This is a genomic window from Pseudomonas sp. TUM22785, from assembly GCF_028198105.1.
GTDB classification, from domain to species: domain Bacteria; phylum Pseudomonadota; class Gammaproteobacteria; order Pseudomonadales; family Pseudomonadaceae; genus Metapseudomonas; species Metapseudomonas solani.
The window spans coordinates 6,387,829-6,406,840 of record NZ_CP116239.1; the positions used below are offsets into that span (position 1 = coordinate 6,387,829).

Annotated in this window: 21 protein-coding genes; 20 read left to right on the forward strand and 1 reads right to left on the reverse strand. The window is 69.3% G+C overall.

The genetic code is table 11. The annotated features are described in order from the left end of the window. Window positions 1–8: 8 nt before the first annotated feature. From PI990_RS29015 to PI990_RS29110, 20 genes are all read left to right on the forward strand, one after another. Window positions 9–263, forward strand: a complete 255-nt coding sequence (locus tag PI990_RS29015) for an acyl carrier protein (RefSeq protein WP_021219836.1) — start codon at window positions 9–11, stop codon at window positions 261–263. Further along, complete coding sequence (locus PI990_RS29020) at window positions 260–805, forward strand: hypothetical protein (RefSeq protein WP_271659238.1); 546 nt, start codon at window positions 260–262, stop codon at window positions 803–805. Before PI990_RS29015 ends, PI990_RS29020 begins: the two co-directional genes overlap by 4 nt. Further along, window positions 802–2,463, forward strand: a complete 1,662-nt coding sequence (locus PI990_RS29025; protein ID WP_271659239.1) for an acyl-CoA synthetase family protein — start codon at window positions 802–804, stop codon at window positions 2,461–2,463. The genes PI990_RS29020 and PI990_RS29025 overlap by 4 nt, the downstream gene beginning before the upstream one ends. Further along, on the forward strand, window positions 2,456–3,190 hold the full coding sequence (locus PI990_RS29030) for a glycosyltransferase family 2 protein (RefSeq protein ID WP_271659240.1): 735 nt from the start codon (window positions 2,456–2,458) through the stop codon (window positions 3,188–3,190). Before PI990_RS29025 ends, PI990_RS29030 begins: the two co-directional genes overlap by 8 nt. Further along, window positions 3,187–4,119 carry an LpxL/LpxP family acyltransferase gene (locus tag PI990_RS29035; RefSeq protein WP_265169974.1) on the forward strand — a complete coding sequence of 311 codons (933 nt, stop codon included), beginning with the start codon at window positions 3,187–3,189 and terminating at the stop codon, window positions 4,117–4,119. The genes PI990_RS29030 and PI990_RS29035 overlap by 4 nt, the downstream gene beginning before the upstream one ends. Then, window positions 4,100–5,641: an HAL/PAL/TAL family ammonia-lyase gene (locus PI990_RS29040; protein ID WP_031288416.1), complete on the forward strand. Its 1,542-nt coding sequence runs from the start codon at window positions 4,100–4,102 to the stop codon at window positions 5,639–5,641. The genes PI990_RS29035 and PI990_RS29040 overlap by 20 nt, the downstream gene beginning before the upstream one ends. Further along, entirely contained in the window at window positions 5,634–6,059 is a 426-nt protein-coding gene (locus tag PI990_RS29045) for an acyl-CoA thioesterase (protein ID WP_184490606.1), read from the forward strand. The genes PI990_RS29040 and PI990_RS29045 overlap by 8 nt, the downstream gene beginning before the upstream one ends. Continuing rightward, window positions 6,056–6,661 (forward strand): outer membrane lipoprotein carrier protein LolA, encoded by a 606-nt coding sequence (locus PI990_RS29050; RefSeq protein ID WP_271659241.1) that lies wholly within the window; start codon window positions 6,056–6,058, stop codon window positions 6,659–6,661. The genes PI990_RS29045 and PI990_RS29050 overlap by 4 nt, the downstream gene beginning before the upstream one ends. Beyond that, on the forward strand, window positions 6,651–8,981 hold the full coding sequence (locus tag PI990_RS29055) for an MMPL family transporter (protein WP_271661371.1): 2,331 nt from the start codon (window positions 6,651–6,653) through the stop codon (window positions 8,979–8,981). Before PI990_RS29050 ends, PI990_RS29055 begins: the two co-directional genes overlap by 11 nt. Then, window positions 8,978–10,135, forward strand: coding sequence for a sodium:proton antiporter (locus PI990_RS29060; protein WP_271659242.1), 1,158 nt, complete (start codon window positions 8,978–8,980; stop codon window positions 10,133–10,135). Before PI990_RS29055 ends, PI990_RS29060 begins: the two co-directional genes overlap by 4 nt. Next, entirely contained in the window at window positions 10,122–11,363 is a 1,242-nt protein-coding gene (locus PI990_RS29065; RefSeq protein ID WP_271659243.1) for an NAD(P)/FAD-dependent oxidoreductase, read from the forward strand. Before PI990_RS29060 ends, PI990_RS29065 begins: the two co-directional genes overlap by 14 nt. Before the next feature lie 11 nt (window positions 11,364–11,374). Further along, complete coding sequence (locus tag PI990_RS29070) at window positions 11,375–12,103, forward strand: class I SAM-dependent methyltransferase (protein ID WP_265169979.1); 729 nt, start codon at window positions 11,375–11,377, stop codon at window positions 12,101–12,103. Next, window positions 12,100–12,591, forward strand: a complete 492-nt coding sequence (locus PI990_RS29075; protein ID WP_271659244.1) for a DUF3261 domain-containing protein — start codon at window positions 12,100–12,102, stop codon at window positions 12,589–12,591. The genes PI990_RS29070 and PI990_RS29075 overlap by 4 nt, the downstream gene beginning before the upstream one ends. After that, window positions 12,588–13,775, forward strand: a complete 1,188-nt coding sequence (locus tag PI990_RS29080) for a beta-ketoacyl-[acyl-carrier-protein] synthase family protein (protein WP_271659245.1) — start codon at window positions 12,588–12,590, stop codon at window positions 13,773–13,775. The genes PI990_RS29075 and PI990_RS29080 overlap by 4 nt, the downstream gene beginning before the upstream one ends. Continuing rightward, a complete protein-coding gene (locus PI990_RS29085; RefSeq protein WP_271659246.1) occupies window positions 13,772–14,221 on the forward strand; it encodes a hotdog family protein in 450 nt (149 codons plus the stop codon). The genes PI990_RS29080 and PI990_RS29085 overlap by 4 nt, the downstream gene beginning before the upstream one ends. Next, on the forward strand, window positions 14,218–14,946 hold the full coding sequence (gene fabG / locus PI990_RS29090; RefSeq protein WP_271659247.1) for a 3-oxoacyl-ACP reductase FabG: 729 nt from the start codon (window positions 14,218–14,220) through the stop codon (window positions 14,944–14,946). Before PI990_RS29085 ends, fabG begins: the two co-directional genes overlap by 4 nt. Next, entirely contained in the window at window positions 14,946–16,172 is a 1,227-nt protein-coding gene (locus tag PI990_RS29095) for a beta-ketoacyl-ACP synthase (RefSeq protein ID WP_271659248.1), read from the forward strand. The genes fabG and PI990_RS29095 overlap by 1 nt, the downstream gene beginning before the upstream one ends. Before the next feature lie 44 nt (window positions 16,173–16,216). Next, window positions 16,217–16,663: a hypothetical protein gene (locus PI990_RS29100; RefSeq protein ID WP_043246358.1), complete on the forward strand. Its 447-nt coding sequence runs from the start codon at window positions 16,217–16,219 to the stop codon at window positions 16,661–16,663. A 128-nt stretch (window positions 16,664–16,791) separates the two neighbouring features. Further along, a complete protein-coding gene (locus PI990_RS29105) occupies window positions 16,792–17,019 on the forward strand; it encodes a hypothetical protein (RefSeq protein WP_271659249.1) in 228 nt (75 codons plus the stop codon). A gap of 140 nt (window positions 17,020–17,159) precedes the next feature. After that, window positions 17,160–17,663, forward strand: coding sequence for a hypothetical protein (locus tag PI990_RS29110; protein WP_021221334.1), 504 nt, complete (start codon window positions 17,160–17,162; stop codon window positions 17,661–17,663). Between the two features lie 46 nt (window positions 17,664–17,709). Here PI990_RS29110 and hemE read toward each other — a convergent pair whose 3' ends face one another. Next, window positions 17,710–18,777 carry a uroporphyrinogen decarboxylase gene (gene hemE / locus PI990_RS29115; protein WP_021221335.1) on the reverse strand — a complete coding sequence of 356 codons (1,068 nt, stop codon included), beginning with the start codon at window positions 18,775–18,777 and terminating at the stop codon, window positions 17,710–17,712. Between the last annotated feature and the right edge of the window lie 235 nt (window positions 18,778–19,012).

Below are 19,012 nucleotides of genomic sequence, written 5' to 3' on the forward strand. Positions count from 1 at the left end.
AGACCGCGATGCAAACCCGTGACGAGATCTTCACCACCCTGCGCGACGCCCTGGTCGAACTCTTCGAGCTGGACCCGGCGCAGATCAGCCTGGAATCCAACCTCTACGAGGACCTGGAGATCGACAGCATCGACGCCGTCGACCTGATCGACCACATCAAACGCCACACCGGCCGCAAGATCGCCGCCGAGGACTTCAAGGCCGTGCGCACCGTCAGCGACGTGGTCGAGGCCGTGCACCGCCTGGTGAACGAGCCCGCATGAGCCGCCTGATCGGGCTGCTGCTGGTGCTGGCCGGGCTGGGCTACCCCTTCGCCGTGTACTACGGCATGGAGCACCTGTCGCCGCGCCTGTTCGCCCTGCTGCTGGGCGGCCTCTGGCTGGCCCGCAGCCTCAGCGCCGCGCAACGCCCCGGCAACCGCTGGACGGCCATCGCCGCCCTGGGCTTCTGCCTGCTGCTGGGGCTGGTCAACCAGGCCGACCTGCTGCGCTGGTACCCGGTGCTGATGAGCGCCGTGCTGCTGGGCCTGTTCGGCGCCAGCCTGGTCTATGGCATGCCGCTGGTGGAACGCCTGGCGCGCCTGCGCGAGCCCGAGCTGCCCGAGGTGGCGGTGCGCTACACCCGCCGCGTCACTGCCGTCTGGGCACTGTTCTTCCTGGCCAACGGCCTGATGGCCGCCGCCCTCACCCTCTGGGCGCCGCTCAGCTGGTGGACCCTCTACACCGGCTTCATCGCCTACCTGCTGATGGGCCTGCTGTTCGCCGGCGAGTGGCTGGTGCGCCAGCGTGTGCGGAGGTTCGCGTGAACTGGATCGCCCCCCAGGACCTGCTACTCCACACCGCCGCGCACCGCCCGGTCACCCTCGCCCCGGCGCTGGACCAGGCCACCCTCGCCCAGCGCGCCCTGCGCCTGGCCGGTGCCTTCCAGGCCCGAGGCATCCAGCGCGTCGCCCTGTATCTGGAAGACGGCGCCGAGCTGGCCACCGCCCTGCTGGCCGCCTGGCGCGCCGGCATCGACGTGCTGCTGCCAGCCGACGCCCAGGCACAGACCCGCAAGCGCCTCGGCGAACACTGCGACCTCTGGCTCGACAACCTCGATGGCCTCGACGGCGAGCCCCTGGCCCCCGCCGCGCTGGACCTGGACGCCTGCCGCCTGGTGCTCTGCACCTCCGGCTCCAGCGGCGAAGCCAAGCTGATCGACAAGACCCTGCGCCAGCTGGCCAACGAGGTCGAAGCCCTGGAAGCGCTTTGGGGCGGCGATCTGGCTGGCGCCACCCTGGTGGCCAGCGTCTCCGCCCAGCACATCTACGGCCTGCTGTTCCGCGTGCTCTGGCCCCTGTGCGCCGGCCGCCCCTTCGTGCGCCGGGCCCAGCCCTTCGCCGAAGACATGCAGCAGGCCAGCCTGGAGGCCGGCGACTTCGCCTGGGTCGCCAGCCCCGCCCTGCTCAAGCGCATGGGCGACAACCTCGACTGGCCCGCCCTGGGTGGCGTACGCCGGGTGTTTTCCTCCGGGGGCGCCCTGCCCGCCGACGCCGCTGCCGAGCTGCAGCAGCGCCTCGGCCAGTGGCCCACGGAAATCTACGGCAGCTCCGAGACCGGCGGCATCGCCTGGCGCCAGGGCGGCGCCCTGTGGCAGCCCTTCGCCGGCGTCGAACTGGGCCGGGACGAAGAAGGCGCGCTGAACCTCGCCTCGCCCTACCTGCCCGCCGGCCACCGCGAGCAGACGGCCGATGCCGTGCGCATCGACGCCGACGGCCGCTTCGAACTGCTCGGCCGGCTCGACCGCATCGTCAAGCTGGAAGAGAAACGCATCTCCCTACCCATGCTGGAACAGGCCCTGGGCGAACACCCCTGGGTGGCCGAGGCCCGCCTGGGCGTGGTGCAGGAAGGCCGCGCCTTCCTCGGCGCCCTCGTGGCCCTGAGTGCTGAGGGCATCCACGCCCTGCGCAATCAGGGCCGTCGCGCCGTCACCGAAACCCTGCGCCGCCACCTGGCCGGCCATTGCGAAGCCATCGCCCTGCCGCGCCGCTGGCGCCTGCTGCGCCAGCTGCCCTGGAGCAGCCAGGGCAAGCTGCCCCAGGCGCTGGTGGAAACCCTGGTCAGGGCGCCGCGCCCGAAAACGGTGGAGCCGCTGGCCAGCCGCGAAGCCGACGGCGAATGGCAGCTGGAGCTGGAGGTGCCGCTGGACCTGGCGCACTTCTCCGGCCACTTCCCGCGCACCCCGGTGTTGCCTGGCGTGGTGCAGATCGACTGGGCCCAGCAGCTGGCCCGCCAGCTCATGGACCTGCCGCCACGCTTCGCCGGCATGGAAGTGCTGAAGTTCCAGCAACTGGTACGCCCCGGTGATCGCCTGCAGCTGTCCCTGCGCTTCGATGCCGACAAGGGCAAGCTCTACTTCGCCTTCCGCAATGGCGAGGCCGCCTGCTCCTCCGGGCGCATCCTGCTGGTGGCCGCGCATGTTTAAGCCCTGCGCGGTGATCCCCGTCTACAACCACGAACACGCCCTGCCCCTGGTGGTGGACGCCCTGCGCCAGCGCGGCCTGCCCTGCGTGCTGGTGGACGACGCCTCCAGCGCCGACTGCGCACGGGTGATGGACACGCTGGCCGCCCAGCCCGATGTCCACCTGGTGCGCCTGGCAGTGAACCAGGGCAAGGGCGGCGCGGTGATGGCCGGGCTGCGCGAGGCCGGGCGCCTGGGCTTCTCCCACGCGCTGCAGGTGGACGCCGACGGCCAGCACGACCTCGACGACGTGCAGCGCTTCCTCGCCGCCGCCGAGTCCCGCCCCGCGGAGCTGGTGTGCGGCTACCCGCAATACGACAAGAGCGTGCCCAAGAGCCGTCTCTATGCCCGCTACCTGACCCACGTCTGGGTGTGGATCAACAGCCTGTCGCTGTCGATCCGCGACGGCATGTGCGGCTTCCGCGTCTACCCGCTGGCGCCGACCCTGGCGCTGATCGATTCCGCGAGCCTGGGCAAGCGCATGGACTTCGACCCGGAGATCCTCGTGCGCCTGGCCTGGCGCAACCAGCCCATGCACTGGCTGCCGACCAAGGTGCACTACCCACTGGACGGGCTCTCGCACTTCCGCCTGTTCCACGACAACGCGCTGATCTCCAAGATGCACGCCAAGCTGTTCTTCGGCATGCTCCTGCGCGCCCCGCTGATCCTCTGGCGCAGGTGCCGGCCATGAGCGAGGGGCACTGGGCACGCCAGGACGAACGCGGCAGCTTCCTGCTGATGAAGTTCACCGCCCTGGCGGTGCGTCACCTGGGCCGTCGCGTGCTCAGCCCGCTGCTCTACGTCATCGTGTTCTACTTCTTCCTCTTCGGCACCAAGGCCCGGCGCAGCGCCCGCCGCTACCAGGCCAACCTCGCCGCCTGGAGCGGTCGCCCGGAGCTGGCGCCGACCCTCCGTTCGGTGTTCGCCCAGTTCATGGCCTTCGCCGACGCCCTGCTGGACAAGCTCGACATCTGGCGCGGCAAGCTGCCCCTGGAACGCATCGAGCTGGTGGACCCGACCGGCCTGCGCCAGCAACTGCGCGGCGGGCGCGGCCAACTGCTGGTCGGCGCCCACCTGGGCAACCTGGAGGTGTGCCGCGCCCTGGCCGAGCTGGGCGAGAAGGTGCAGATGAACGTGCTGGTGCACACCCGCCACGCCGAGCGCTTCAACCGCCTGCTGGGTGAGGCCGGCGCGAGCCACCTGCGGCTGATCCAGGTCAGCGAGCTGGACCCGGCGATCATGCTGCAATTGAGCGAACGCCTGGAGCGCGGTGAATGGCTGGCCATCGCCGGCGACCGCGTGCCGCTGCACGGCGGGCGCACCACCCAGGTCGATTTCCTCGGCCACCCCGCCGCCTTCCCCCAGGGCCCCTGGCTGCTGGCCGGGCTGCTCAAGTGTCCGCTCAACCTGATGACCTGCCTGAAGATCGACGGCCGCTACAAGGTGTTCCTCGAACCCTTCGCCGACGCCGTGCAGTGGCGCCGTGGCGAACGTGACGCGGTGATCGAAGGCTGGGTCCAACGCTATGCCCAGCGCCTCGGCGAGCTGTGCCTGAAGGCGCCCGAGCAATGGTTCAACTTCTACCCGTTCTGGAACGAACATGACGACACATCAGCCTGAACCCGTGGTCTTCGGCGAACTGCCGCTGACCATCGAGCAGGTCGTGGCCCTGTCCCAGCGCCGCGCCCCCTCCCTGTTGCAGGGCGACGCCGCCTGGCGCGAGCGCATCGCCAAGGGCGCGCGCTTCCTCGACACCCTGCTGGACAAGGAAGGCGTGATCTACGGCGTCACCACCGGCTATGGCGACTCCTGCGTGGTGGCCGTGCCGCTGGAGCAGGTCGAAGCCCTGCCGCGCCACCTGTTCACCTTCCACGGCTGCGGCCTGGGCAAGGTGCTGGACGAGGCCGCCACCCGCGCGGTGCTGGCGGCGCGCCTGCAGTCGCTGTGCCATGGCGTTTCCGGCGTACGCGTCGAACTGCTGGAGCGCCTCCAGGCCTTCATCGACCAGGACGTGCTGCCGGTGATCCCGGAAGAGGGCTCGGTGGGCGCCAGCGGCGACCTCACCCCTCTTTCCTATGTCGCCGCGACCCTTTCCGGCCAGCGTGACGTGTTCTACAAGGGCCAGCGCCGCAGCGCCGCCGAGGTTCACGCCGAACTGGGCTGGCAGCCGCTGGTGCTGCGCCCCAAGGAAGCCCTGGCGCTGATGAACGGCACCGCCGTGATGACCGCCCTGGCCTGCCTGGCCTACGCCCGCGCCGACTACCTGCTGCAACTGGCCACCCGCATCACCGCGCTCAACGTAGTGGCACTGGAAGGCAACCCGGAGCACTTCGACGAGCGCCTGTTCGCCGCCAAGCCGCACCCGGGGCAGATGCAGGTGGCCGCCTGGCTGCGCCAGGACCTGGCTATCGACGCGCCGACGCCGCCGCTGCACCGCCTGCAGGACCGCTACTCGCTGCGCTGCGCGCCCCATGTGCTGGGCGTGCTGGCCGACAGCCTGGGCCTGCTGCGGCAGTTCATCGAGACCGAGCTGAACAGCGCCAACGACAACCCGCTGATCGATGCCGAGGCCGAGCGCGTGCTCCACGGCGGGCATTTCTACGGCGGCCACATCGCCTTCGCCATGGACAGCCTGAAGAACCTGGTGGGCAACGTCGCCGACCTGCTCGACCGCCAGCTCGCCCTGCTGGTGGACGTGCGCTACAACCACGGCCTGCCGAGCAACCTCTCCGGCGCGCCGCAGGCCACGGCCATGATCAACCACGGCTTCAAGGCGGTGCAGATCGGCGCCAGCGCCTGGACCGCCGAGGCGCTGAAGAACACCATGCCGGCCAGCGTCTTCTCGCGCTCCACCGAATGCCACAACCAGGACAAGGTCAGCATGGGCACCATCGCCGCCCGCGATGCCCTGCGCAGCCTGGAGCTCACCGAACAGGTGGCCGCCGCCACCCTGCTGGCCGCCAACCAGGGCGTCTGGCTGCGCCAGCGCGAGAATCCGCGCGCGCTGCCCGAGCCGCTGACCGCCATGCACCAGCAACTGGCCGGGGACTTCCCGCCGGTGATCGAGGACCGCGCCCTGGAAGGCGAGCTGCGCCTGTGCCTGGAGCGCATCCGCGCCCGCCACTGGAGGCTCTATGCGTAGCGCCGGGGTGATCCAGGCCGAGGTGGAAGTCCTCGTGCCCTTCTTCGACGTCGACATGATGGAAGTGGTCTGGCACGGCCACTACGTCAAGTACCTCGAAGTCGCCCGCTGCGCCCTGCTCGACAAGCTCGGCCACAACTACTCGCAGATGCGTGACGCCGGCTATGCCTGGCCGATCATCGACCTGCAGCTGCGCTACATCCGTGGCGCCCGCTTCGGCCAGACCATCGTCGTGCGCGCCGATCTGGTGGAGTGGGAGAACCGCCTGAAGATCAACTACCTGATCACCGACGCCGCCACCGGCGAGCGCCTGACCCGGGGCAGCAGCGTGCAGGTGGCGGTGGAGATCGCCACCCGCGAGATGCTGCTGGCTTCGCCCAAGGTGTTCGTCGATGCCGTGGAGCGGGCACTGCCATGACCGCCCGCCTGCTGCGCGCCTTGCTGCTGGTGCCGGCCCTGCTGGCGGGCTCGCTCGCCCAGGCCTTCGACCTCGACCAGCTCGCCGCGCAACTGGGCAAGCCCGCCGTGGTGCGCGGCCCCTTCGTGCAGGAGAAACACCTGCGCGCCCTGCCCAGACCGCTGACCAGCGAAGGGCATTTCGTGCTCTCCCGCGAGCAGGGGCTGCTCTGGCTGCTGGAGAAGCCGCTGCAGCAGGACTACCGCATCGGCGCCGCCGGCATCGCCCGCCGCGTCGACGGCCACTGGCAGGCGCAGCCCGGCCAGGACGTCGCCGCCCAGCAGAGCCGCCTGTTCCTCGCCGTGCTCAAGGGCGACCACCAGGGCCTGGCCCGCGACTTCCAGCTGCAGCTCAGCGGCGACGCCGCCCACTGGCAGCTGCAACTGACCCCGAATTCGCTGCTGCTCAAGCAGATCTTCAGCGCCATCCAGATCCAGGGCGGCGCCCTGGTGGAACGCATCGAACTGCGGGAGACCCAGGGCGACAGCACCGTGCTGCGCCTGCCGGCGAGCGAAGCGGGCGATGCCCTCGATGCCGCGGAGGCACGTGACCTTGCGCCCTGAACGCCTGCTGCCGCGCCTGTTCCTGCTGGGCCTGGTGGCCCTGCTGGCGCTGGCCGCCTGGCAATGGCGCAACGGCCCGCCGGTGGCCGCCGACATGCTTGCCCTGCTGCCCCAGGGCGCCGGTGACGCCTGGGTGCAGCGCGCCGAGCAGCGCATGCAGGAACCGCTGAACCGCGAGGTATTGCTGCTGGTGGGCCACACCGACGCCGGGCGCGCCCAGGCCCTGGCCCGGCAGATTGCCGAACGCTGGCAAGGCGAACCGCGCTTCGAGCGCGTGCAATGGAGCCTGCAGGCCGACCTGCCCGCCCTGCGCCAGCAACTGCAGGACAGCCGCCTGGCGCTGCTGCCCCGTGCCGACCGCCGGCTGCTGGAGCAGGCGCCCGAACGCTTCATCGCCCAGCGCGCCGAACGCCTCTTCGACCCTTTCTCCGCCGTCGCCCTGGTGCCTGCCGAGGACGACTGGCTGGGCATCGCCGGCCTCGCGCAGAAGGCCCTGGTGCCCGCCAGCCGGGTGCAGACGGACCTGGCCAGTGGCGCGCTGCAGGTGCAGGACGGCGGCACCACCTGGGTGCTGCTGCGTGCCCGCACCAAAGACGGCGCCTTCGACATGCAGGCACCGCCCTGGCTGGCCGGCGAAGTGGCCGGCGCCCGCCAGGACATCGAAGCCGATGGCGGTCGCCTGCTCGCCGCCAGCGGCCTGCTCCACGCCGCCGCCGGCCAGGCCAAGGCGGCCCGTGAAATCAGCCTGATCGGCGGGGGCGCCAGCCTCGGCACCCTGCTGCTGATGCTGGTGGTATTCCGCCGCCCGCGCACCCTGCTCAGCCTGCTGCCGGTGGGCCTGGCCCTGGGCGCGGGCTGCAGCGCCTGCGTGCTGGTGTTCGGAGAGATCAACGCGCTGACCCTGGTGCTCGGCGCCAGCCTCACCGGCGTCGCCGCCGACTACCCGCTGCACTACCTGAGCAAGAGCTGGACCGGCCAGCCCTGGCGCGCCTGGCAGGCGGTACGCGACACCCTGCCGGGGCTCAGCCTGAGCCTGGGCACCAACCTGATCGGCTACCTGGCCCTGGCCTTCACCCCCTTCCCGGCGCTGACCCAGATCGCGGTGTTCTCCGCCGCCGGCCTGGTCACCGCCTACCTCTGCTCGGTGTGCCTGCTGCCGGCGCTGCTGGGCAACCTGCGCCTGGCGCCGCCGACCGCGCCCCTGCGCCTGGCCGAGCGCCTGCTGGCCTGCCGCGAGCGCCTGCTGGCGCGCACCGGCAGCCTGCCCTGGCTGCTGGCCCTGTTGGCCTTCTGCGCCGCCGGCCTGTGGCAGGTGCAGCCGCAGAACGACCTGCGCCAGTGGCTCGGCGCCGAACCGCGCCTGCTCGATGAAGCACGCGAGATCGCCCGCCTCACCGGCCTGCAACCCACCAGCCAGTTCTTCCTGGTGCGGGGCGACAGCCAGGAGCAGATGCTCCAGCGCCAGGCCGCGCTGGCCGAGCGCCTCGACGCGGCGGTGGCCGACGGCAACCTGCAGGGCTACCGCGCCCTCAGCCAGTTGGTCGCGCCCGAAGCGCAACGGCAGGCTCTGCGCGACGCGCTTGCGCGGCTGCCGCAGCACTGGCAAGCGCTGCTCGACCTGGGCATCCCCGCCGAGGTGCTGGAGAACGAGGTCAACCGGCTGCGCAGCCAAGCCCCGCAAACGCTGGATGCAGCCCTGGCCGGCCCTCTGGGCGAGGCCTGGCGCCCGCTCTGGCTCGGCAGTGACGACCAGGGCCGCGCCGCCGGCATCGTCAGCCTGCAAGGGCTGGCCTCCCCGGCGCTGATGGCCGATGCCGCGCGAGGCCTGGACGGTGTGCAGCTGATCGACCGCATCGGCGAGCTCAACCAGCTGTTCGCCGCCACCCAGTTCAGCGCCGCCGAGCTCAAGCTGGCTTCCTGCGCGGCCATTCTCGTGCTGCTGTGCATCCCCTTCGGCCTCGGCGGCTCGCTGCGCATCGTCGCCCTGCCGCTGCTGGCGGCGCTGGCGTCCCTGGCCTGCCTCGGCTGGCTGGGCCAGCCGCTGACCCTGTTCAGCCTGTTCGGCCTGCTGCTGATCACCGCCATCGGCGTCGACTACGCCATCCTCATGCGCGAAGCGGTGGGCGGTGCGGCGGTGAGCCTGCTGGGCACCCTGCTGTCGGGCATGACCAGCTGGCTGTCGTTCGGCCTGCTGCTGCTCAGCCAGACCCCGGCCATCGCCAACTTCGGCCTGGCCATCAGCCTCGGCCTGTTCTTCTGCTTCCTGCTCGCCCCCTGGGCACAGGCCGCACAAGCCCATGGCAAGGAGGTGCCGGCGTGAGCGTCATGCTGTTCTGGATCGGCCTGCTGGCGCTGTTCGCCCTGGCCACCTGGGGGGGCCGCAAGCTGGGCCTGATCCCCATCGTCAGCCAGCTGCTGCTGGCCAGTTTCGGCCTGCCGCTGGTGATGCTCTGGCTGGGCGCGCCCGTGGGCCTGGACAACGCCCAGGTGCTCGCCGCGCCCTGGCTGCAGTCGCTTTACGGAGTGGCCTTCACCCTGCTGCTGGGGCACATCCTCAGCGATGTGATCGACCTGCGCCTGCAGGCCTCCAGCGTGAAGATCGCCCTGCCGAGCTTCTTCCTGCCGTTCTTCTGCGGACTGGGCTGTGCCCTCTGGCTGCTGCCGGCCGACGGCCTGCTCTCGGCCATCGCCGTGGGGCTGCTGTTCGCCCTGACGGCGATCCCCGTGCTGTTCCTCTACCTGCGCCACCTGGGCTACGACGAGGCGAGCATCCGTCGTCTGCTGCAGGCGGCGATCCTGATGGACCTGATGTGCTGGAGCATCTTCGGCCTGGCCCAGGGCAGCGCCGCGCCCACCACCCTGCTCTGGCCGCTACTGGCAGCGCTGCTGCCGCTGGCGCTGTACCTGGCGCGGGTGCGGGCGCCGCTGGTCTACAGCCTGGCGTTCTTCGCCCTGCTGCTGACCCTGCAGCAGCTCAAACTCAACGCCCTGGTGTTCGGCATCGCCTACCTGCTGGTGATGGCGGCGCTGCGCCTGCCCTTCCGCCTGCCGCTGCCGGCCGGCGTGTTCCACGCCGTGCAGGTGTGGCTGGCGGTGCCGCTGATCCTCGCCTTCGGCCTGCTGCAGATCGACTGGCACACGGCCTGGCAGAACTATTCCTGGCTGCAGTTCGGCGCCCTGCTGGTGCTGCCCATCGTCAGCAAGCTGGCGGGCAACTGGCTGGGCCTGTCCTGGGCCGAGGGCCGCCTGGCGGCCAGCCCGGTGAAGTGGCGCGAAACCGTGCTGCTGAACACCCGCGGCCTCACCGAAATCGTTTTTCTCAACCTTCTGTTCCAGCAGCACATCATCAGCGCGCAGCTGTACTTCGCGCTGATGCTGATGGGATTGATCGCCACCCTGTTGCCGGCCCTGACGCGCAGAGCGCACGCGCCCGCAGCCCCCGCCCCGGAAAGGAGTCCCCATGAAGCCCATTGAAATCCAGCAGCGTCAGGTCGTGGTCATCGGTGCAGGCCCTTCCGGCGCCATCGCCGCCGCCCTGCTCAAGCGCAAGGGCCACGATGTGCTGATCCTCGAGCGCCAGCGCTTCCCGCGCTTCTCCATCGGCGAGAGCCTGCTGTCCCATTGCCTGGACTTCATCGAGGAGGCGGGGATGCTCGAAGCGGTCATGGCCGCCGGCTTCCAGATCAAGCATGGCGCGGCCTTCGCCTGGGGCGAGCGCTACACCGATTTCGACTTCCGCGACAAATTCACCCCGGGCAAGGGCACCGTCTTCCAGGTGCAGCGGGCCGACTTCGACAAGCTGCTGGCCGACCAGGCCGCACTGCAGGGCGTGGAAATCCGCTACGAGGAAGAGATAGTCGCCGCCGAGTTCGGGGGTGATTGCCCGCTGCTCACCGTGCGCCGCCTCGACGGCAGCGAGTACCAGGTGGAGACCGCCTTCGTCCTCGACGCCAGCGGCTACGGCCGGGTGCTGCCGCGCCTGCTGGACCTGGAAGCGCCCTCCAGCTTCCCGGTGCGCCAGGCGGTGTTCACCCACATCGAGGACCGCATCGACGATGCCGGCTTCGACCGCGAGAAGATCCTCATCAGCATCCACCCCGAGCACCGCGACATCTGGTTCTGGCTGATCCCCTTCAGCAACGGCCGCTGCTCCCTGGGCGTGGTGGGCGAGCCCAGCCACTATGCGGGCCGCCCCGAGGACCTGGACGCCTGCCTCAAGGGCTTCATCGCCGAGACGCCGAACCTGCGCCGCCTGCTGGCCAATGCCGTGTGGGACACCCCGGCCCGCGTCCTGGGCGGTTACTCGGCCAACGTCAAATCGCTGCACGGCCCGGGCTTCGCCCTGCTGGGTAACGCCGCCGAGTTCCTCGACCCGGTGTTCTCCTCCGGCGTGACCATCGCCATGCGTTCGGCGAGCATGGCCGCGGCCGTGCTCGACCGGCAGCTCAACGGCGAGACGCCGGACTGGGAAAGCGAGTTCTCCATCCCGCTGAAGAAGGGCGTGGACACCTTCCGCGCCTATGTCGAAGGCTGGTACGAAGGCAGCTTCCAGGATGTGATCTTCCATGCCGGCGGCTCGCCGGAAATCCGCGGGATGATCTGCTCGATCCTCGCGGGCTACGCCTGGGACGAGCGCAACCCCTTCGTCGCCGAGCCCAAGCGCCGGCTGCGGATGATCAGCGAATTCTGCGCCAGCGAATGAGGGAGCCGACCATGGAACGCGCCGCCGCCACCTACGTCGAGGAGACCCGCTTCGGCTTCTGGTTCCTGCAGAGCCACACCTGGCAGCACCACGTGCTGCGCGTGGCGATCAACGACCTCAAGGGCCTGTTCGCCGAGCCCCTGCCGGAAGCGCCGGTGCTGCTGGACGCCGGCTGTGGCCAGGGCAAGTCCTTCGGCCTGCTGAATGCGGCGTTCGCCCCCGCGCGGATGATCGGCCTCGACGCCGACCCGCACAGCCTCGACTGCTCCCGCGCCGAGGCCGAGCGCCTGGGCCTGGAAGTGCAACTGGTGAGCAGCGACTGCGCCGAGATCGCCCTGCCGGACGCCAGCGTCGACCTTCTCTTCTGCCACCAGACCTTCCATCACCTGGTGGAGCAGGAGCGCGCCCTGGCCGAGTTCTGGCGGGTGCTGAAGCCGGGCGGCTACCTGCTGTTCGCCGAGTCCACCCGCTATTACATCGACACCTGGGTGATCCGCTGGCTGTTCCGCCACCCGATGCACGTGCAGCGCACCGCCGAAGAATACCTGGAGATGCTGCGCGGCCAGGGCTTCGCCTTCGAGCCGCGCAACGTGTCCTACCCCTACCTGTGGTGGAGCCGCTCCGCCGACTTCGGCTTGCTGGAGCGCTGGGGCCTGCGCAACCCGCCGCCGCCCGGCCAGCGCAACGAGACCCTGGTCAACGCCGTGGCACGCAAGCCCCTGGAGAATGACGGCCGATGAGACGCCTGCTGCTCGCCGGCCTGTGCCTGCTGCTCGCCGCCTGCGCGGCGCGTACGCCGGTGCCCGAGCGGCCGCCGAGGCTGGAGCTGCCGCAGTCATTGCAGGTGCAGCGCCAGGCCGACGGCGAGGTGCGTGACTGGCTGCTGGTGGTGCAGGCCGAAGGGCCGGCACTGCGCTGGTCGCTGTTCGACCCCCTGGGCGTGCCCCTGTCGCGCCAGCTGCTGCAGGACGGCAGCTGGCGCAACGACGGCCTGCTGCCGCCCAACGACGAGGCCCGCGAACTCTTCGCCGCGCTGCTCTACGCCCTGGCCCCGGTCGAGGCGCTGCAACCGGCCTACGCCGGTATCGAGCAACGCATCGCCACCGATGGCCGGCGCGAGCTGGCCGGACGCTGGAGCATCGCCTACCGCGCGCCGCTGGACTTCGACCTGCAGCGCCGCGACGGCCCGCACTACCGAATCACCGCCCTCGACGAGGAACCCCGATGACCACCAATCTCAATGCCCTGGGCCTGGTCTGCGCCCTGGGCCAGGGCAAGCAGGCAGTGGCCGACGCGCTGTTCGCCGGCGACGCCTCGGGCATGCGCCGCCAGGGTGGCTGGGTCGCCGAGCGCGAACTGAGCATCGGTGCCGTGCCCGGCGAATTGCCGGCCATGCCGGCCGGGCTGGAGGATTGCCAGAGCCGCAACAACCAGTTGCTGCTGGCCGCCGCCCTGGAGATCGAGCCGCAACTGCGCGCCGCCATCGAGCGCCATGGGCTGGACCGGGTGGGCATTGTCCTCGGCACCAGCACCTCGGGCATCCAGGAAGCCAGCGAAGGCATCGGCGAGCACCTGCGCAGCGGCACCCTGCCGGACGACTACCGCTACCCACAGCAGGAACTGGCCGCACCGGCGGCCTTCCTCGCCGCCTGGCTGGGCACCCGCGGCCCGGCCTATTGCATCTCCACCGCCTGCACCTCCAGTGCCCGCGCCCTGATGAGCGCGCGCCGGCTGCTGGCCCTGGGCGTGTGCGACGCGGTGATCTGCGGTGGCGTGGATTCCCTCTGCGGCCTGACCCTGAATGGTTTCAGCGCCCTGGAGGCGGTTTCCGCCGAGCCCTGCAACCCGCTGTCGCGCAACCGCAACGGCATCAATATCGGCGAGGGCGCAGCGCTGTTCCTGCTGGACCGCGAGCCGGGCCCCATCGCCCTGCTGGGTGCCGGCGCCTGCTCCGACGCGCACCACATCTCGGCCCCCGAGCCCAGCGGCATCGGCGCCCAGCGCGCCATGCGTCAGGCGCTGGCCGACGCCGGCACCTGTGCCGAGGGCATCGACTACCTGAACCTGCACGGCACCGCCACTGCGCACAACGACGCCATGGAGAGCCAGGCCACCGCCGCGCTGTTCCCGGCCGGGGTGCCGGTGTCGTCCACCAAGCCGCTGACCGGCCATACCCTGGGCGCCGCCGGCGCGCTGGAGGCGGCCTTCTGCTGGCTGGCCCTGAGCGAACACAACCGCGACCGCCTGCTGCCGCCGCACCTGTGGGACGGCGACGCCGACCCGGAGCTGCCCGCGCTGCACCTGGTGCGCCACGGCGGCGCGCTGGAGAAAGCCGGCGGCCGCCGGCTGATGAGCAATTCCTTCGCCTTCGGCGGCAGCAACATCAGCCTGATCATCGGAGATGCGCCATGAACGACTGGCCGATTGCCGAGCTGGTCCCCCACGCCGGGGACATGATCCTCATCGACCGCGTGCTGCGCTTCGGCGACGAGGACGTGGAAACCACCGCCACCGTGCGCCCCGGGCTGTTCAGCCAGGACGACGGCAGCCTGCCGGCCTGGGTCGGCGTCGAGCTGATGGCCCAGAGCATCGCCGCCTACGCCGGCTGCCAGGCACGCCAGGCGGGACAACCCGTGGAGCTGGGCTTCCTGCTCGGCACCCGCAACTTTCAATGCGACGTCGACCGCTTCCCGGCCGGCGTCGAGCTGCATATCCGCGCCACCCGGACGCTGCAGGACGACAACGGCATGGGTGTCTTCGAATGCCAGCTGGACGGGCCCGGCATCGCTGCCTTCGCCCGTCTCAATGTCTTCCGCCCGCCGCAGGTGGCCCGTTACCTGGAGGAACCCCAACAATGAGCGAGACCATCCTGGTCACCGGCTCCAGCCGCGGCATCGGCCGCGCCATCGCCCTGCGCCTGGCGCGCGCCGGCTTCGACCTGGTGCTGCACTGCCGCTCGCGCCGCGATGAGGCCGAGGCGGTGAAAGCCGAGATCGAGGCCCTGGGCCGCCATGCCCGGGTGCTGCAGTTCGACGTGTCCGACCGCGCCGCCTGCCGCGATCAGCTGGAGGGCGATGTCGAAGTCCACGGTGCCTACTACGGTGTGGTGTGCAATGCCGGCCTGACCCGCGACGGCGCCTTCCCGGCACTGACCGAGGAGGACTGGGACAGCGTGCTGCGCACCAACCTGGACGGTTTCTACAATGTGCTGCACCCGCTGTGCATGCCGATGATCCGCCGCCGCAAGCCGGGCCGCATCGTGTGCATCACCTCGGTCTCGGGGCTGATCGGTAACCGTGGCCAGGTCAACTACAGCGCCTCCAAGGCCGGCGTGATCGGCGCCGCCAAGGCCCTGGCCATCGAGCTGGGCAAGCGCCGCATCACCGTCAACTGCGTGGCCCCGGGGCTGATCGACACCGAGATCCTCGACGAGCAGGTGCCGGTGGAGGAGATCCTCAAGATGATCCCGGCCCAGCGCATGGGCACGCCGGAGGAAGTGGCGGGCGCCGTGAATTTCCTGATGTCCGAGGAGGCGGGGTACATCACCCGCCAGGTCCTCGCTGTTAATGGTGGGTTGTGCTGATGAAACGCGTCGTCATTACCGGCATGGCCGGCGTCACCTCCCTGGGCAACGACTGGGCCGGCATCTCGGCCAACTTCCTGGGCAACCGCAGCGGCATCCGCCGCATGGACGAGTGGGACCGTTTCACCGAGCTGAACACCCGCCTGGCCGGCCCCATCGACGACTTCGCCACCCCCTCGCACTGGACCCGCAAGCAGATGCGCAGCATGGGCCGTGTTTCCAAGCTGGCGGTCTACGCGGCGGAACGGGCCCTGGCCGATGCCGGGCTGGCGGGTGACGCGATGATCCAGGACGGGCGCATGGGCGTGGCCTGTGGTTCGTCCACCGGCAGCACCGACGAGATCAAGGCCTTCGGCAACATGTTGCTGAACTCGGTGGCGGACGGCCTCAACGCCAACTCCTACGTGCGCATGATGCCGCACACGGCGGCGGCCAATATCAGCATCTTCTTCGGCCTCAAGGGCCGCCTGATCCCCACCTCCAGCGCCTGTACCAGCGGCAGCCAGGGCATCGGCTATGCCTATGAGGCGATCAAGTTCGGCCGCCTGCCGATGATGCTCGCCGGTGGCGCCGAAGAGCTCTGCCCCACCGAGGCGATGGTGTTCGACGCGCTTTACGCCACCAGCCTGAAGAACGACGCCCCGCACACCTCGCCGCGCCCCTACGACAGCGGCCGCGACGGCCTGGTGATCGGCGAAGGTGCCGGCATCCTGGTGCTTGAAGAACTGGAGCACGCCCTGGCCCGTGGCGCGAAGATCCACGCCGAGATCGTCGGCTTCGGCTGCAACGCCGACGGCCAGCACACCACCAAGCCGGAGCAGGCGACCATGCGCGGCGCCATGGAACTGGCCCTGCAGGACGCCGGCCTGGCGCCCGAGGCCATCGGCTACGTCAACGGCCACGGCACCGCCACCGAGCAGGGCGACGTGGCGGAATCCCTGGCCACCAGCAGCCTGTTCGGCGCGCGCATGCCCATCAGCTCGCAGAAGAGCTTCCTCGGCCACACCCTGGGCGCCTGCGGCGCGCTGGAGTCCTGGTTCAGCATCGAGATGATGAACAGCGACCAGTACATCCACACCCTCAACCTGGATGCCGTGGACCCGGCCTGCGGCGAGCTCGACTACCTGCGCGGCGAGCCCCGGCAGATGAGCAACGAGTACGTGATGAACAACAACTTCGCCTTCGGTGGGGTCAACACCTCGTTGATCTTCCGTCGCTGGCGCTGAGCAGAAAACAACCGATATCCCAACAAGACCGTCAAGGAGACACCATGAGCCTCAAGACCTGGACCGCTGTTGCTGTACTGTCCGCCGCTGTTCTGCCCGGTATCAGCCAGGCCCGCGATACCGTGCATTACCTCGACTTCAACACCGTGGTCACCGAGGCCGTGCAAGCGGGTCGCCTGGATGGCAGCGTGAAGTTCTACCTGGCCGGCAACACCCCGGCCGGCAAGGTGACGGTGATCAACCCCAACATCACCACCAACCAGAAGACCAACGCCTTCAACAAGAGCGACGAGGAAGCCTGCCGCTGGGTGCTGCAGTCCGCCCTGATCCGCCTGCAGGACGCGGCCAAGGCGGCCGGCGCCAACGCGGTGGTGGACATCGCCAGCAACTACAAGAGAAAGGAATACAAGGACGCCGCCAAGTATGAGTGCCACGCCGGTGCCTTCGTGGCCGGCGTAGCCCTCAAGGGCGCCATCGCCAACGTCAAGTAAGGCGTTGCTGCTGTTGAACAAGGCCGCGCAAGCGGCCTTTTTCATGGGCGCGGGAAATGCCCTGAACGAATTAGCTGACCTAAAAGTCAACTCAATCGAGACCGACCCAGCCCTCGAGGAGACCCGGCATGCCCCAGCACACATTCACCCTTCACTACCGCTTCCACAACGAACCGCGACACCACGCGCTGGAACTGGACCGGCGGCCCGCCCCCGGGGAAGCCGCCATGCACCTGCTGGTGCTGCACTTCGCCGATGCCGAGAACAGCCTGCTGATGCCGCCGGCGGACGCCACCGAGGAAGAGGTGATCCAGCAGGCCGAGCTGCTGGGGATAAGCGATATCCGCCTTTCCTGAGCACTACGGAGATAGGCGCTCCTTGTCGATGAACGGCGCAGATGACATCAAATTGCCACCTTCGTATAGTGCCGCGGCCCACGCGCAACGCGAAAAGCCATCAGGGCCCGGGCATACGCCAAGACGACAAGGAGCTGATCTTGCGCAACTTCCAAAGGAACCTGTTTCTCTCGTTCGCCCTCTCCACCACGCTGCTTTCCGGGTGCGCCAGCATCGTCAGTGACAGTGCCTATCCGGTATCGGTGAGCAGCACGCCGGTGGGGGCGAATTTCGAGATCAAGGACAGCACGGGGAACGTGATCCACAGCGGCACCACACCGGGGACGGTGACGCTGAAGTCCGGCCGCGGCTACTTCAAGAAGGCCAACTACACCATCGCCTTCAAGAAGGAAGGCTTCGCCGACCAGGAGATCAAGCTGAACTCGAGCCTCAACGGCTGGTACTGGGGCAACCTGCTGTTCGGCGGCCTGATCGGCATGCTGATCGTCGACCCACTGACCGGCGCGATGTACAAGCTGCCGGAAAACACCGCGGCGGACCTGGGCAACCAACTGGTCGGCCAGGCCGGCGGCAAGGACCTGACGCTACTCACCATCGACCAGATCCCCGAGGACCGCAGGGCGGAACTGATCAAGGTGAACTGAAAGGAAAAAGGCCGCATCAGCGGCCTTTTTCATGGGCGAGTGCCACTCAGCGGTGGTACTGCGCCGACAGCTCGTGGACGGCCTCGAAGAAGGCGCCGGCGTTGGCCGGGTCGACTTCCGGGGTGACACCGTGGCCGAGGTTGAACACCTGGCCGCTGCCCTGGCCGTAGGCGGCGAGGATACGACCCACCTCGGCGCGGATGGCGGCGGGGTTGGCGTAGAGCACCGCCGGGTCCATGTTGCCCTGCAGGGCGACCTTGGAACCGACGCGGGCGCGGGCGCTGCCGATGTCGCAGGTCCAGTCCAGGCCCAGGGCCTCGGCGCCGCTGTCAGCCATGGATTCCAGCCACAGGCCGCCGCCCTTGGTGAACAGGATCACCGGGACGCGACGCCCGTCATGCTCGCGGATCAACCCATCGATGATCTGCTTCATGTAGGCCAGGGAGAACTCCTGGTAGGCCGCCGCCGAGAGGCTGCCGCCCCAGGAGTCGAAGATCTGCACCGCCTGGGCGCCAGCGAGGATCTGCCCGTTGAGGTAGGCGATGATCGATTTCGCCAGCTTGTCGAGCAGGGCGTGCATGGCCTGGGGATCGTTGTAGAGCATCGCCTTGGACTTGCGGAAGTCCTTGCTGGAGCCGCCTTCGACCATGTAGGTGGCCAGGGTCCAGGGGCTGCCGGTGAAGCCGATCAGCGGCACGCGGCCGTTGAGCTCGCGGCGGATGTTGCGCACGGCGTCCATCACGTAGCCCAGGTCCTGCTCGGGATCGGGGATCGGCAGGGCCTCGACGTCGGCCAGGCTGCTGACCACCTTCTTGAAGCGCGGGCCTTCGCCGGTCTCGAAGTACAGGCCCTGGCCCATGGCGTCGGGGATGGTGAGGATGTCGGAGAAGAGGATCGCCGCGTCCAGCTGCGGGTAGCGGTCCAGCGGCTGGATGGTGACTTCGCAGGCCAACTCGGGATTTTTCATCAGGCTGACGAAATCACCGGCCTTGGCGCGGGTGGCCCGGTATTCCGGCAGGTAACGACCGGCCTGGCGCATCATCCAGACGGGGGTGACATCAACGGGCTGCTTGAGCAGGGCGCGGAGGAAACGGTCGTTCTTCAAGACGGTCATGGCAGTGTCCAACGAAAAAGTGCGGGCATTTTCGCAAAGCCCAACGCAAAAGGCACGGCGGGTGCCGTGCCTTTTGTCTATAGCGACAGAATGTCGCGGCGAGGAGCTACAAGCTACAAGCCACAAGCCCGAGTTGAAGCGGGCTCAACTTGCAGCTTGAAGCTTGCCGCTTGTGACTGCTCCTCAGCTCGGATCGTAGGGTGGACCACGCTTCACCGGTCCACCGCAACGGAGC

What these genes read in the sequence shown, in the direction of transcription:
- PI990_RS29040 (WP_031288416.1), top strand. Translation starts at nt 4,100, where the DNA reads ATGACGACACATCAGCCTGAACCCGTGGTCTTCGGCGAACTGCCGCTG.
- PI990_RS29030 (WP_271659240.1), top strand. Translation starts at nt 2,456, where the DNA reads ATGTTTAAGCCCTGCGCGGTGATCCCCGTCTACAACCACGAACACGCC.
- PI990_RS29085 (WP_271659246.1), top strand. Translation starts at nt 13,772, where the DNA reads ATGAACGACTGGCCGATTGCCGAGCTGGTCCCCCACGCCGGGGACATG.
- PI990_RS29045 (WP_184490606.1), top strand. Translation starts at nt 5,634, where the DNA reads ATGCGTAGCGCCGGGGTGATCCAGGCCGAGGTGGAAGTCCTCGTGCCC.
- fabG (WP_271659247.1), top strand. Translation starts at nt 14,218, where the DNA reads ATGAGCGAGACCATCCTGGTCACCGGCTCCAGCCGCGGCATCGGCCGC.
- PI990_RS29075 (WP_271659244.1), top strand. Translation starts at nt 12,100, where the DNA reads ATGAGACGCCTGCTGCTCGCCGGCCTGTGCCTGCTGCTCGCCGCCTGC.
- PI990_RS29080 (WP_271659245.1), top strand. Translation starts at nt 12,588, where the DNA reads ATGACCACCAATCTCAATGCCCTGGGCCTGGTCTGCGCCCTGGGCCAG.
- PI990_RS29015 (WP_021219836.1), top strand. Translation starts at nt 9, where the DNA reads ATGCAAACCCGTGACGAGATCTTCACCACCCTGCGCGACGCCCTGGTC.
- PI990_RS29105 (WP_271659249.1), top strand. Translation starts at nt 16,792, where the DNA reads ATGCCCCAGCACACATTCACCCTTCACTACCGCTTCCACAACGAACCG.
- PI990_RS29100 (WP_043246358.1), top strand. Translation starts at nt 16,217, where the DNA reads ATGAGCCTCAAGACCTGGACCGCTGTTGCTGTACTGTCCGCCGCTGTT.
- PI990_RS29070 (WP_265169979.1), top strand. Translation starts at nt 11,375, where the DNA reads ATGGAACGCGCCGCCGCCACCTACGTCGAGGAGACCCGCTTCGGCTTC.
- PI990_RS29065 (WP_271659243.1), top strand. Translation starts at nt 10,122, where the DNA reads ATGAAGCCCATTGAAATCCAGCAGCGTCAGGTCGTGGTCATCGGTGCA.
- PI990_RS29035 (WP_265169974.1), top strand. Translation starts at nt 3,187, where the DNA reads ATGAGCGAGGGGCACTGGGCACGCCAGGACGAACGCGGCAGCTTCCTG.
- PI990_RS29020 (WP_271659238.1), top strand. Translation starts at nt 260, where the DNA reads ATGAGCCGCCTGATCGGGCTGCTGCTGGTGCTGGCCGGGCTGGGCTAC.
- hemE (WP_021221335.1), bottom strand. Translation starts at nt 18,777, where the DNA reads ATGACCGTCTTGAAGAACGACCGTTTCCTCCGCGCCCTGCTCAAGCAG.
- PI990_RS29050 (WP_271659241.1), top strand. Translation starts at nt 6,056, where the DNA reads ATGACCGCCCGCCTGCTGCGCGCCTTGCTGCTGGTGCCGGCCCTGCTG.
- PI990_RS29095 (WP_271659248.1), top strand. Translation starts at nt 14,946, where the DNA reads ATGAAACGCGTCGTCATTACCGGCATGGCCGGCGTCACCTCCCTGGGC.